The following is a 12,906-nucleotide window of genomic DNA, read 5'->3' as shown; positions in this document are numbered from 1 at the left end:
TTCACACGATCGTGGGTTCCCGGCCGGGCTGACCGGCTGTCACCACGAGGCGTGCCGTGCGCTGATCGTGTCGAAACGAAACCGTCCGGGGTAAATAACGGGACTCGCTCACACGGCTTCGCGGACTGCCCTAGCTTAGGCCAGGTCTAAGTCGGGCAAATCCGTTTGAAGTGGAGTATGTCGTGCGCTTTTCTCGTTCGTCCAGGGTCGCGCGGGGCGGTCTCTGGGCCTCCGCCCTGCTCTCGATAGTGGCTGCGGTGAACTCGGGAGGAGCACTCGCGGCCGACGTCGAACCGCCGTACACGCCTCCGCTGGCCCTCAACGGGACCGCCTCCCTGATGTGGCGCGCCGGCGACGACGAGCGCGTCATCCGCCTGACCGACGGCGGCTACCGGCAGGCCGGATCAGCCTGGAGCCTTCAGCAGATCGATCTGACCCGATCCTTCGAGACCACGTTCACGGCCCACCTGCGCAGCGGGAAGGTCGGTGCCGACGGCATCGCCTTCGTCGCGCAGGGCGAGGGCCCCCGCGCGCTCGGCGGCTGGGGCGGTGGCCTCGGCTATCGCGGCATCTGGCGCAGCGTGGCCGTGGAGTTCGACATCTACCAGAACACTCCGGACCCGAGCAGCAACCATCTCGCGGTCTCGGTCGACGGCAATCCCGACCGGCACGAGTCGGCCGCCGAATCCTCGGTCCGGCTCTACGGCAAGCCGTTCCAGGCCCGGATCAGGTACGACGCCGGCCAGCACCGGCTGACCGTCTTCGTCCGCCCGCGTGCCAAGGGCACCGAGGAGCTCCTGCTCGACCAGAAGGTGGACCTCGCCCGGAAGGCAGGCGTGCCGTTCGGCTGGGTCGGGTTCACCGGCGCCACCGGCAGCCTCACCGCCCGCCAGGACGTCTACGAGTGGTCGGTCACCGTGCCGCAGGCGTGAGCGCACCGTCCCGCCGGGGCCTCGTGCCCCGGCATCTTCCCTTGCTCCGGCCCGGACCGGGCCGACTCCACCCTCCCCGATCGGAGAGAGTTATGCCCACGGTCGACCGTGTGCTTCCCGGCGAGACGAACACCGTCATCGCCATCCAGGACATCCAGGCCGCCGTCCCGGCGATTCCCGGACTTCCGCAGGAACCGGGCGACGGCCCCGAGCCCGAGCCCCGGATCAGCGTCATCGTCCCGGCCCTCAACGAGGCCCGGAACATCCCGCACGTCTTCGCCCGGCTCCCGCAGGTGGACGAGATCGTCCTGGTCGACGGCGGCTCGATCGACGACACCGTGGCGGTCGCCCGCCGGCTGCGACCGGACATCCGGGTCGTGCGGCAGAACCGCCGCGGCAAGGGCAACGCTCTGGCCTGCGGGTTCGCCGCGGCCACCGGCGACATCATCGTGATGATCGACGCCGACGGCTCGACCGACCCGATGGAGATCCCCCGGTTCGTCGAGGCGCTGCGCGAGGGCGCCGACTTCGCCAAGGGCTCCCGCTTCCGGCCGGCCGGCGGCAGCGCCGACATCACCCGGCTGCGGCGGGCCGGTAACAAGTGCCTGAGCATGCTGGTCAACGTCATGTTCCGGACCCGCTACAGCGACCTCTGCTACGGCTACAACGCGTTCTGGGCACACTGCCTGGACGTCTTCGACCTGGACCACACCTCCCCGGCCCCGGACAACGCGGACGGACGGCTCTGGGGCGACGGCTTCGAGATCGAGACACTGCTCAACCTGCGCGCGGCCCGGGCCGACCTGAAGATCACCGAGGTCGCCAGCTTCGAGCACAACCGCATCCACGGGGTCAGCAACCTCAACGCGTTCACCGACGGGATGCGGGTGCTGCGTACCATCGCCCGCGAATGGCCCCGCCGGGCCCGCGTCCAGCAGGTCGCCGAACGGCAGGCCCGATGAGGATCGGCATCGTCGCCAACGCCTATCACCCGGACATCGGCGGGGTGGAGACCCACGTCAAACGGCTCTGCACCGGCCTGATCGCGGCCGGCGACGAGGTAGAGGTGATCACCCAGCACGCCGTCCGGTCCGAGGAGACCGTCGACGGGGTGCTCGTCCGCCGTTTCCCGCTCACCGTCCCGGCCGGCGACTACCGGCTGTCCGTGCCGCTCTGGCGCTGGCTGCGCGCCCACGCCCACGAGTACGACGTCCTGCATACGCACAGCTACCACGCCCTCGCCTCGCTCTGCGCCGCGCTGGGCAACCGCTCGCCGCTGGTGTTCACGCCGCATTACCACGGCACCGGGCACACCCGCTTCCGGGCCGCGCTGCACCCGCTCTACCGGCCGATCGGCCGTACCATCATGAACCGGGCCTCCGCCGTCATCTGCGTGACCTCGGCCGAACGCGAGCTCGTGCTCCGCGACTTCCCGTCCGTCAGCACCCGTGCCGTGGTGATCCCGAACGGCACCGATCCGCGCCCGTCCCGCGGCCCGGCCTCGCCCCGCACCCGCCGGATCCTCTGCGTCGGGCGCCTGGAGCAGTACAAACGGGTCGACCGGGTGATCCGGGCGATGACCAGGCTCGGCCCGGAGCACCGCCTGGACGTGGTCGGCACCGGACCGGCCGGCGACCGCCTGCGCAACCTCGCCGCCGGTCTCGGACTGGCCGGGCGGGTGGTCTTCCACGGCCGCCTCGACGACGCCGCCTTCGACTCCTGCCTGGCGCAGGCCTCGGCGGCGGTCTCCGCCTCCACCCACGAGGCCTTCGGCATGGCGGTCGCCGACGCGCTCGCCGCCGGCCTGCCGACCGTGGCCGCCCCGATCCCCGCACACCGCGAGGTCGCCGGGCTGGCCGGGGACAGCGCGTGGCTGCGGTTCGCCGACCCGGACGACGAGAACGCCCTGGCCGAAGCCCTCGAAGACGCCGCCGCCATCGGCCGCACCCGGCCGGCGATCCTGCCGACCTGGCCGGACGTGGTCGGCGCGACGCGGAACGTCTACGCCGCAGTGGCCCACCGGACCGTCCCCGTGGGGGCCGTCAGCCGATGAGCGCTGCCACGGCCAGTCCCACCATCGACCGGCGGGACGGCCGGGACCCCGCACCGGAGCCACGCGCCTGGGCCGGGCCGGTCGCCGCCGGCATCACTCTCACGATCACCGGGGCGGCCGGGGCCGCCGCCCTGGTGACGGCATACCGGCGAGCCGAATGGGGACACGACGGCGCGTTCGCCTGGTTCTGGGCCGGCATGCTGGTGTTCAGCCTGCCGGCCGCGTACTGGGCGATCCGCCGCGGCTCCAGCGCCCGCCTGCGCCTCGCCGTCCTGATCGGCTACGCCTGCTTCACCTACCTGCCGAAACTGCTGCGCAACCCGGCCGGCCCGCTCTACCACGACGAGTACGCCCACTGGGGACAGAGCCACGACATCGTCCTCGACGGACTGCTCTTCCAGCAGAACCCGATCGTCCGGGTGATCGGCGACTACCCCGGCCTGCACGCCACCGTCGCGTCGCTGGCCACGCTCACCGGCGTCACCGTCTGGCATGCCGCGCTGTTCGTGCTGATCCTGGCGCACGTCCTGCTCACCCTCGGCGTCGCCGTGCTGGCCGGTCGACTGTGGCCGGACCCGCGGATCGCCGCCGCGGCCGCCGTCGTCTACAGCCTGAACAGCTCGTTCCTCTACTTCGACACCCAGCTCGGCTACGAGTCGCTGGCCATCGGCGTCATGGTGTGGGCGCTGGCCTGCGCGATGTCCGCGATCCGGGCCGTCAGCGCACGCGCCCGGCTCGGCTGGGCCGCCCTGTTCGTGCCGTTCACCGTGGCGATCACGGCCACCCACCACCTGACCGCGATCTGGCTCACCGGCATCCTCGGGCTGATCGCGCTGGCCTGCACGATGCTGCGCGCGCCGGCGCGTACCGCCTGGGCCCTGACCGCGACCGCGGGTGTCTCGGTGGCCGTGTGGATGGCCGCCGTGTCGCCGCGGACCGGCACCTACCTGGAGCCCTACCTGGGTCGCGCCCTCGGCCAGTTCGGTGGTCTGGCCGGCGGCGGCTCGGGGGGCCGCACCCTGTTCAACCAGTCGGTCGCCCCCTGGTGGGAGCAGCAGGCGGCCTTCCTCGCCCCCGGGGTGGCCCTGCTCGCCGTCGTCGGCGCGACGGTTCTCTGGTGGCGCCGCAGACGCGTCACCGATCCGCTCACCCGCGCCGCGTCGGCTGCGATGCTGCTGCTCGGCGCCCTGTACTTCCCGGCGACCCTGCTGATCCTCACCCCGTCCGGTGCGGAGGGCGCACGCCGGTCCTGGGCCTTCAGCTACCTCGGCATCGCCGTGGCGTCCGCTCCGTTGATCATCGCACTGCTGGACCGCACGCGCCGCCGGATCAGCGGTTCCGGCACATTTCTTCTGGCCCTGTGCGCCCTGGTCATGGTCGGGAACACGGCGGCCGGCATGAACCCGTCCTACCGGTTCCCCGGCCCGCCGGTCTTCGGCTCCGACACCCGGGCCGCCACGCCGGAGCTGCTGGCCGCGTCCGCCTGGCTGCGGGAGACCCGGGGCCGGGGCGCGCGCCTGGTCGCCGACCGCTACTCCGGACTGATCTTCGGCTCCTACGGCGAGCAGGAGCCGACCACCGGCTCGGAGAGCTTCCCCACCTACGACCTCTACCTGGCCCAGCCCGGCCGCCCGATGCCACCGGCCCTGATGGAGCAGCTGCGCGCCTGGCGCTTCGAGTACCTGGTGGTCGATCGCCGGATGGCCGAACAGGTCCCCGACATCAAGATCTACTTCGAGACGAACGAGCCGATCCCGCACAACGGGCGCCCCGGCTTCACCCGGTCCCAACTGACCAAGTTCGACACCCTGCCCTGGCTGGTCAAGGTCTACGACGGCCCGCACATCGCGATCTACCGCTTCGACTTCGACAGCCAGGGCCAGCGCATCCACATGGGAGCCCGATGATCGTCCCCCCACCGCTGCGTACCCCCGCCGTCCGGCTGCTGCTGGTCGCCTACTCCGCCCTGGCCGGCATCCTCCCCGCCGCCGGACGCCCCTGGCTCACCGTCCCCCTCTGCCTGGCCGCGCTGGCGGCCACCGGCGCCCTCTGGGTCCGCGCCCTGCCCGGCCCGCCCGCCGAGACCGGAGTCCCCGCGGCCCGCCCCGGTCTGGCCGCCACGGCCGGCCTGATCACGGTGCCGCTGCTGGCCCTCCTGCTCCACGCGGCCGGCCGTCCGGTACGCCCCGCGCCCCTGGTCATCGCCTGCGCCGCGCTGGTCACCGTCCTCGCGGCGGTCGCCCTCCTCCGCGACCACCGCGCCCGCCGCCGGTCCGCCGCGCGTCCCGGTGTCCCGCACCAGCGCCACGACCCCACCTCGCCCGCGGCATCGACCGGCCGGCCACCGTCCTCCCCCCGGCATGCCGCCGGCCTCCCGGACGACCCGCCTCCCAGCACCCTCTTCCGGTACGGCCGAACGAGCTCGCCCGCTCCGCAGGAGCCCTCAACCCGGCCCACTCCGTCGTCCCCGGCCCCGGATCCCGACCTTCCTGGCGATCCCGCGGCTGCCGGGGCCCTCGATCTCGATCTTCCTGGCGATCCCGCGACTGCCGAGGCCCTCGATCTCGACCTTCCTGGCGATCCCCCGAACGCCGAGGCCCTCGATCCGACAGCGGCCACACCCACGTCCGGTGCCGGTTCCCCGGGCGGGCCCGCGTCCGGTGGCCGTTCCGGACGCGCGGTGCCCGCCTCCCGTACCGGCCGTTCCGGTGGCGTCGCGCCCGGATCCCGGGCCGGTTCCCGGGTGGGGGCCACGCCGTCGCCGGATGCCGATCTCCCCGGCCCGGGCCGGGGCCCGGTGCGGACCACGGTGGCCGTGGCCGTGCCCCTGGTCCTGGCGGCCGGCGTCGGCGGGCCGGCGGTCCACACCTACCTGACCGTGCCGCACCCGCCGGAACCCGGATATCTGAGCGTCGCCCTGAACGGCTGGGCCGCCGCCATCGACAGCCCGGTCACCGTCCCGGCCCGGGGCCTGGTGGTTCCGGTGCGGGTGACCAGCGCCGGCCTCGCCGACACCACCAGCCTGCTGCAACTGCGGATCGGCGGTCAGGTGGTGGCGAGCCGTCCGATGTCGGTGGCCGCCGACTCGGTCCGCTCCCTGACCGTCTACGTACCCGCCCTCCCCCGGACGGCCTCCTCCGCACGGTGGCGATCAGCGTCGGCGCGACAAGCATCGGCTTCTACGCCCGTGGCCACGCCGACACCCGGGATGCCCCGCAGACCACCGCGAGCGCCGCCGTGACCGGCCCGGGGTCCACCCCGCCGACGGCGCCCACACCGCTCCGTCCTCGGCGAACACCACCGGTGCCGGCCGCACCGGGCCGACGGCGGCTCAGTCCGGTCCGTCCGTCCCCGGCGACGGCGGCCGTGCCGGGTCGACGAGGGGCCAGGCCGGTCCGTTCATGCCCGGCGACGAGCGTGCCGCGGGTGGATGGCGTGGTCCGGCCGTGTCGCATGGCCCCGGTGCGGTGGCCGCGCCGGCCACCTCCCGAGGCGACCGTGCCGGGGCCGCGTCCGGTGCTGGACTCCGCAGCGTGGCCGGGGTGTCCGGGAGCGGACTCGGCGGAGTCTCCACGGGCCCGGTCCGGCCCGGTGGCGACCGTGCCGGCGGGACCCCGGCCGGATGGATCGGCCCGGTCCGGCCCGGCGCTGACGGGGGCGGCGGGACTCCGGCCGGGTGGCTCGGCCCGGTCCGGCCCGGCGGTGACGGGGGCGACGGGACCCCGGGCGGGTGGCTCGGCCCGGTCCGGCCCGGTGGGGACCGGCCCGGTGCGGCAGGACCCGGCGGTGACCGTGACGGAGGTGTCCGGGCGGCTCCCGGAGTGCGGGCGCATCCGGCCAGGCCCGGCGGCGACCGGCCCGGGGCCGTCCGGGCGACCCCTCTCACGACCTCCGGCGGACCGCATCGACCGGCCGTTCCCCCTGGTGGAAGCACCCAAGACGGCCCGGGGCCGCATTCCGGAGCGGGTGCGCCGAGCTTCCCCGACGCCCCGGCGGATCGCTCTCGCACGGGCGGCACCAAGGGCGGCCGGGCACTGGCCACTCCGGGCGCCGGTGGCGCCGATGCCGGGCCCCGTCCCGGTGACGGGCACGCGAGACCGGACAGGGTCAGCTGCTCGGGCAAGCGCCGCGCAGTCCTCGCGGGGGAGCGGACCACGTGCTGATCACCGCCGTCCGCCGGTTGTCCGGGGATTCCCTGGCCCGCAACAGCGCCCTGATCATGGCGACGACGGTGAGCAACGGCGGCCTGGGCTACTTCTACTGGATGCTGGCCGCCCGCGCGGTCCCCCCGAACCGGATCGGAACCGCGACCGCCCTCATCTCGGCCGCCACCGCGGTCAGCATGCTCGCGAACCTGGGCGCCGGCCACATGTTCATCCAGCGTCTCCCCGGCAGCGACGCCGCCTCCTGGTCCCGGATCGTCACCTCCGGCCTGCTCCTGGCCTCCGCCGCGACCGCCGCCACGGCCACCGCCGCCGCCCTGCTGGTCCCCCTGTTCGCCGGCAACTTCGGATTCCTGTCCGGCCCGGCCGGAGCGGCCGCTCTGGCCGCCGCAGCGGTGGCGGTGACGCTGACGACCCTGCTCGACAACCTCTACGTGGCCCACCGGGCGGGCCACGGCATGCTCATCCGCAACCTGGCAGTGGCCGCCGGCAAGATCGTCACCCTGCTGACGGTCCTGGCCGCCGGGTACCGGGGCGCCACCGCGGTCCTGCTCTCCTACGTCCTCCCCACCCTCCTGATCAGCCTGGCCACCATCACCATCGGCACCCGCCGCCTCCGCCCGTCCTCCCACCCCACCGTCGCCCCGGCCGCCGTTCCCCCGGCCGCTGTTTCCCGGGCTACCGTTTCCCGGGCCACCGCTACCCCGGCCGCTGTTTCCCGGGCCACCGCTACCCCGGCTACCGCTACCCCGGCAGCCGTTGCCCCGGCCGCCGGGCCGCGGGGGCGTTGGCGGGCGGCAACGGCGGGACTGCGTGCCGAACTGCCGCACGTGCGGACCGCCGTCACCGGCCACCATCTGATCAACCTGACCCAGGCCGGCCCGGCCGCTCTGCTGCCGGTCCTGGTGACGGCCCGGCTCGGCCCGGATGCGAACGCCCACTTCTACCTAGCCTGGATGACCGCGTCGATGCTGTTCATGGTCTCCCCGTCGGTGGCCTCGGCGCTCTACGCGGAACGCACCAACGCCGCCCCGGTGCCGGTGTCGCGCGCCGCGATGGTGGTCCTGGCCATGGTCGGCGTCCCCACCACGGTCCTGTTGTTCGCCGGTGACCGGATCCTGGCCCTGTTCAGCGCCGGCTATGCGATCGAGGGCGGTCTCCTGCTCCGGATCCTGGTGCTGGCCGCCCTCCCCGACGCGGTGGCCAATCTCGCGGTGGCGCACTGGCGCTCACGCAACGAGTTCCGCCTGTGCCGCCGCTTGAACCTGGTCCGCGCGATCACCTGCCTGACCCTGGCATGGCTGCTCCTGCCGAGCGCCGGGGTGACCGGCGCGGGCGTCGCCTGGCTGACCGGCCAGACCGCCTCCGCTCTCCTGGTGGCCGCGGTGGTCCTGGCCCGCCGCCACCGGACTCCGGCCGGCGACGAAAGTGATCCAGGCGTGCCGGGGACCGCGCGGGACACCGTGCCGGCCACGGCACCGGGGGCCGGTTCGGGGGCGTCCGGTCGCGGGTCGCGGGGCGGGGTGGCGGAGCCGGACGGAGACGGGCGCGCGATGGCCGTACCACCAAGGGTCGAAAAGCGACCGCAAACCGGCAGTGAGGCACCCACCGGGAGAAAACGATGAGGGTTTTGCATCTGTCGAATCTCTACGCGCCGGTCATCGGCGGGTTGGAGCGCAGCATCGCGACCAGCGGTGAGGAGATGGTCCGGCGAGGCCACGAGATCACCGTGCTGACGCTGGCGACGCCGGAGGCGCCGCACGACGAGACGATCAACGGGGTACGGGTGATCCGCATCCGCAGCATCATGAACACGGTGGCGCCCGGCCTGAACCAGGATCGGCGCAAGCCGTTCCATCCGACGGTGGCCGATCCGCTGGCGACGGCCGGGATCGCCCGGGTGCTCCGCACGCACGACTTCGACCTGGTGCACAGTCACGACTGGCTGATGTACAGCTATCTGCCGCTGCACGGGACCCCCCTGGGCCGTCCGCATGTGCACACCGCACACGACTTCGGGCTGACGTGTGTGCGCAAGACGTTCGCTCGTAACGGCCGCCGCTGTGACGGCCCGAGTCTGGGCCGCTGTGTCCCGTGCGCGTCCGGCCAGTACGGCACACCGAAGTCGGCCCTGCTCACCGTGGGTCTGCGGGCGCACTCGCACCGGGGCATCGACTGCCTCACGGCGATCTCGAACTCGGTCGCGTCCGCCCTCAGCCTCGCCCGGCTGCCGGGTGAGCTGCCGGTACGCGTGATCTCCAGCCTGGTCCCCGACGGCCTCGACGAGCTGGCCCGGGTCACGCCGCGCCCGGAGTGGCTGCCGGACGGGCCGTACCTGCTGTTCGTCGGCCAGCTCGGCCCGCACAAGGGGATCGACGTGCTGTTCGACGCCTACGAGAAGCTGCGCGCGGGACTCGACGACCCGCCACGCCTGGTCTGTCTCGGCACGCCACGCGACGACACCCCGCCCGTCCCGGAGGGGGTGCTGGTCCGGACGAACGTGCCGCATCCGCAGGTCATGGCGGCCTGGCGGCACGCGGCCGCCGGGGTGGTGCCGTCGTTGCTGGAGGGGATGGGCCAGGTCGCGGTCGAGGCGATGCTGGCCGGCACCCCGCTGATCGCGTCGGCGTCCGGTGGGCTGCTCGACGTGGTCGGCGACGACGGCGTGAACGGCCTGCTCGTGCCGCCCGGCGACGCGGAGGCCCTGCATGCGGCGCTGCTGCGCCTGCTCACCGACCCGGACCTGGCCGCCCGGTTGCGCGCCAACGGCCGGGAGCGTGGCCTCGACTTCACCGCGGCCCGCGTCGTACCCCAGATCGAGGAGGTCTACCGTGCCTGCATCGCCGCGTGATCCGTTCGGCCACGCCGAGGCCCGTCTGCTGAGCCGGCCGGCCCGGCCCCGGATCCTGGTCGTCGGGTCGGGCTGGCGGTTCCTCTCCGGGATCAGCTACTACACCTGCCGGCTCAGCAACGCGCTGCACGATCGCTTCGAGGTGGGCGCGATCCTGATGCGGCGGCTGCTGCCGGCCCGGCTCTACCCCGGCCGGGACCGGGTCGGCCGCTCCCTCACCGATCTGCGCTACGACCAGGGGGTACGCGTTTTCGACGGCATCGACTGGTGGGCGGTGCCCAGCCTGCTCCGGGCCGTGCGATTCCTGCGCCGGTTCCGGCCGGACGTGCTGGTGCTCCAGTGGTGGACCGGGGCGGTGCTGCACTCGTACCTGGTGCTGGCGCTCGCGGCGCGGAGACTCGGGATCCGGGTGATCGTCGAGTTCCACGAGGTGCAGGACACCGGGGAGGCACGGCACCGGTGGGCGGCCCGTTACGTGCGCCGCTGCATCCAGCCGCTGTTGCGCCGTACCGACGGGGTGGTGGTGCACTCCCGGTTCGACCAGGCGGCGCTGGCCGAGGCGTACGACCTGGGTGCGGTGCCGGCCGAGGTGGCGCTGCACGGCCCCTTCGACCACCACCTGCCGGAACGGCCGGTGCGCGAACCGGGGGACGACATGTGCCGGCTGCTGTTCTTCGGGACGATCCGGCCGTACAAAGGCCTTGAAGATCTTGTCGAGGCCTTCGCCGACCTGGGCCCGAACTATCACCTCACGGTGGTGGGGGAGACCTGGGAGGGCTGGACCGCGCCCGGCGAGATGATCGAGGCGTCACCGGTCCGGGACCGGATCGAGTTCGTCAACCGCTACGTCGCCGACCATGAGGTCAACGAGTTCTTCGCGCGGGCCGACGTCGTGGTGCTGCCCTATCGGCGCAGCTCGGCGAGCGGTCCGCTGCACATCGCGATGAGCCACGGCCTGCCCGTCGTGGTCACCGCGGTCGGCGGCCTCGTCGAGGCCGCCGAACACTACAGCGGCACGGTCTTCGTTCCCGCGGCGGCGCCGGGGGAGTTGCGGGAGGCAATCGTGCGTGCCGCCGGCCTGGCCGGTCGCCGGCACGCCGATCCCTCCTCATGGGGGCGTACGGTCGACGCGTACGCCCGCCTCCTGACGCGGATCGGGGTCGTTCAGGACGTGCCGGTCGACAGCGCCACGTCGTCGAACCAGACGGTCCCCTTGTTGTCGCCCGACTTGAGGTGAAGCTGGACGCTGGTCGCCCCGGCCGGGGCGACCGCGTCCACGGTCAACCTCGTCCAGCCGCTGTCGCCCTTCGCCACCTGCTTCGACGAGCTCTGGCCGAGCCAGCGGTCGTTGATGTCGAACCAGCTCAGCGCGATCTCGTTGGAGCCGGTCACCCCGGCGCCACGCGTCCACGCCTCGGCGTGCCAGGACTGCCCGGCCCGAACCGGGTCGACCGGTGACGTGCGGATCGACGGCAGGCTGGAGCCGTTGCGGACGGTCCCGGTGAACCGTGCCGAGTAGACACCGGTCCGGGCCGTGCCGCGGGTACGGGCGATGGCGCCCTCGTCGGTGAGGTACGGCCGCCACGGGGAACTGCCCGGGCTCGCCTCGAAACCGAGGTCCAGCAGATCGTCGGTGACCCGGTTGCCGGCCCACGCGTTGCGGACCACCGAGGTCGCCGGCTTGGCCGTCCCGTCCGCCCGGAAAAGCCCGAACCGGTACTGCGCCGGCACCTTGGAGACCTGCGAGTTCGACGGGATCGCGCCGTCGGAGAAGTCGTACAGAGTCCACGGGGCCACCGACCGCACCCCGGCGGCGGCCGCCGCCGTGAACGTCCGGGCCAGGAACGCCGCCTGCTCACCCTCGCTGCTGGTGGCCGTGCTCAGGCCGGTCTCGCCGATCACGAGAGGGTCCGGGGCGACCGCCGCCTGCGCGCGCTGGATCTCGGCCAGTGCCCGCTCCGAGTTCCCGTAGAAGTGGAAGTCGTAGTAGTCCAGCGGGGTGCCGGTGAGGGCCGCCCGGATCCTGGCCAGCCCGGCCGCGCCACTCTGACCGTCCACCGACAGGGTCAACGGCATCTTCGGCACGGCTGCCCGAACCGCCGGGATCAGCTTCTTCACCCACGCCACCGCGGCCGGGTCGGTCGACACGAACTCGTTCTTCAGCTCGACCGACAGCACCCGGCGGTCATCGGCGTACGGCGTGAGGACGGCCTTCGCCCAGGCGGCGCTGCCGGCCGCGTCGGAGTAGCCGGACCACCAGTCGAACAGGGTCAACTTGACGGTCAGACCTTGCGAGCCGGCGATGCTGATGAACTTGCGCAGCCGGTCGGCGTACTCCGGACGGGGGGTGGGAAAGCCGAAGGCCTGCGGAAAGACGATGATCCGCACGTTGTCCGCGCCGAGGGCGGCCGCCTTGGCCAGGTCGTCCTCGATACGGGCGGCGTTGAAGTTGGTCCACATCGCCGACCAGCCGGCGTTCGACGGGTAGTAGTTGATGGTCCGCGCGGTGGTGACCGCCGCGAGCCGGGACTTGAGCGTCACTGCCGTTTCACTCGGGACCGTCACCGGCCTCGGGTCACCCATCGGCAGCGCCGACGCCTGGGGCGCGGGCTCGGCCGCGGAGGAGCCGGAAGCCGGAAGCGTGACAGCAACCAGGAGGGTGGAGGCCAGGATCGCCGCGGTACGGGTACGAGCTGTCGTCACGGTGGTTCGGAGCCCTTCACGTCGTCAGGTGGGGCCCCTCTTTTCGGTTGTCGGATCTCTCGACGTCAGGCTCGCGCTGATGCAGTCGGGTTGCCAATGGGGAGCGGGCCGGCCGCCCCGCTTCATTCCTCAGGCGGTGGCCGATGGTCCCCCCTTCGGCCTGCCGGGGCCGTGGTGTCCGAGCCCGGTTGGCCATACGTTTCC

The 12,906-nt window shown here is 73.2% G+C and carries 9 protein-coding genes; 8 read left to right on the top strand and 1 reads right to left on the bottom strand.

Features of this window, described 5'->3' with window-relative positions:
• The first annotated feature begins 257 nt into the window (after positions 1-257).
• The 8 genes from ACQPZW_RS41355 (at position 258) to ACQPZW_RS41320 (ending at position 11,236) form a co-directional block, all read left to right on the top strand.
• Positions 258-932, top strand: a complete 675-nt coding sequence (locus ACQPZW_RS41355; RefSeq protein WP_433791495.1) for an L-type lectin-domain containing protein — start codon at positions 258-260, stop codon at positions 930-932.
• Between the two features lie 92 nt (positions 933-1,024).
• Positions 1,025-1,894: a glycosyltransferase family 2 protein gene (locus ACQPZW_RS41350; protein ID WP_433791494.1), complete on the top strand. Its 870-nt coding sequence runs from the start codon at positions 1,025-1,027 to the stop codon at positions 1,892-1,894.
• Positions 1,891-2,985 carry a glycosyltransferase family 4 protein gene (locus tag ACQPZW_RS41345; RefSeq protein ID WP_433791493.1) on the top strand — a complete coding sequence of 365 codons (1,095 nt, stop codon included), beginning with the start codon at positions 1,891-1,893 and terminating at the stop codon, positions 2,983-2,985. Before ACQPZW_RS41350 ends, ACQPZW_RS41345 begins: the two co-directional genes overlap by 4 nt.
• Positions 2,982-4,892, top strand: coding sequence for a hypothetical protein (locus tag ACQPZW_RS41340; protein WP_433791492.1), 1,911 nt, complete (start codon positions 2,982-2,984; stop codon positions 4,890-4,892). Before ACQPZW_RS41345 ends, ACQPZW_RS41340 begins: the two co-directional genes overlap by 4 nt.
• Positions 4,889-6,226, top strand: coding sequence for a hypothetical protein (locus ACQPZW_RS41335; protein WP_433791491.1), 1,338 nt, complete (start codon positions 4,889-4,891; stop codon positions 6,224-6,226). Before ACQPZW_RS41340 ends, ACQPZW_RS41335 begins: the two co-directional genes overlap by 4 nt.
• A gap of 915 nt (positions 6,227-7,141) precedes the next feature.
• Positions 7,142-8,773: a lipopolysaccharide biosynthesis protein gene (locus tag ACQPZW_RS41330; protein ID WP_433791490.1), complete on the top strand. Its 1,632-nt coding sequence runs from the start codon at positions 7,142-7,144 to the stop codon at positions 8,771-8,773.
• Entirely contained in the window at positions 8,770-9,999 is a 1,230-nt protein-coding gene (locus ACQPZW_RS41325; protein WP_433791489.1) for a glycosyltransferase family 4 protein, read from the top strand. Before ACQPZW_RS41330 ends, ACQPZW_RS41325 begins: the two co-directional genes overlap by 4 nt.
• A complete protein-coding gene (locus tag ACQPZW_RS41320) occupies positions 9,980-11,236 on the top strand; it encodes a glycosyltransferase (RefSeq protein WP_433791488.1) in 1,257 nt (418 codons plus the stop codon). Before ACQPZW_RS41325 ends, ACQPZW_RS41320 begins: the two co-directional genes overlap by 20 nt.
• On the opposite strand, the gene ACQPZW_RS41315 is transcribed toward ACQPZW_RS41320, so the two are convergent.
• A complete protein-coding gene (locus ACQPZW_RS41315) occupies positions 11,164-12,702 on the bottom strand; it encodes a cellulase family glycosylhydrolase (RefSeq protein WP_433791487.1) in 1,539 nt (512 codons plus the stop codon). The genes ACQPZW_RS41320 and ACQPZW_RS41315 overlap by 73 nt on opposite strands.
• Between the last annotated feature and the right edge of the window lie 204 nt (positions 12,703-12,906).

This window comes from Actinoplanes sp. CA-252034, from assembly GCF_050956125.1.
Taxonomy (GTDB): domain Bacteria; phylum Actinomycetota; class Actinomycetes; order Mycobacteriales; family Micromonosporaceae; genus Actinoplanes.
Note: the sequence above shows the minus strand (reverse complement) of the source record. Positions and strands in the feature narration are given on the sequence as shown.

Excerpts from the sequence above, each read along its gene's own strand:
- ACQPZW_RS41350 (WP_433791494.1), top strand. The coding sequence starts at position 1,025 with ATGCCCACGGTCGACCGTGTGCTTCCCGGCGAGACGAACACCGTCATC.
- ACQPZW_RS41335 (WP_433791491.1), top strand. The coding sequence starts at position 4,889 with ATGATCGTCCCCCCACCGCTGCGTACCCCCGCCGTCCGGCTGCTGCTG.
- ACQPZW_RS41340 (WP_433791492.1), top strand. The coding sequence starts at position 2,982 with ATGAGCGCTGCCACGGCCAGTCCCACCATCGACCGGCGGGACGGCCGG.
- ACQPZW_RS41345 (WP_433791493.1), top strand. The coding sequence starts at position 1,891 with ATGAGGATCGGCATCGTCGCCAACGCCTATCACCCGGACATCGGCGGG.
- ACQPZW_RS41325 (WP_433791489.1), top strand. The coding sequence starts at position 8,770 with ATGAGGGTTTTGCATCTGTCGAATCTCTACGCGCCGGTCATCGGCGGG.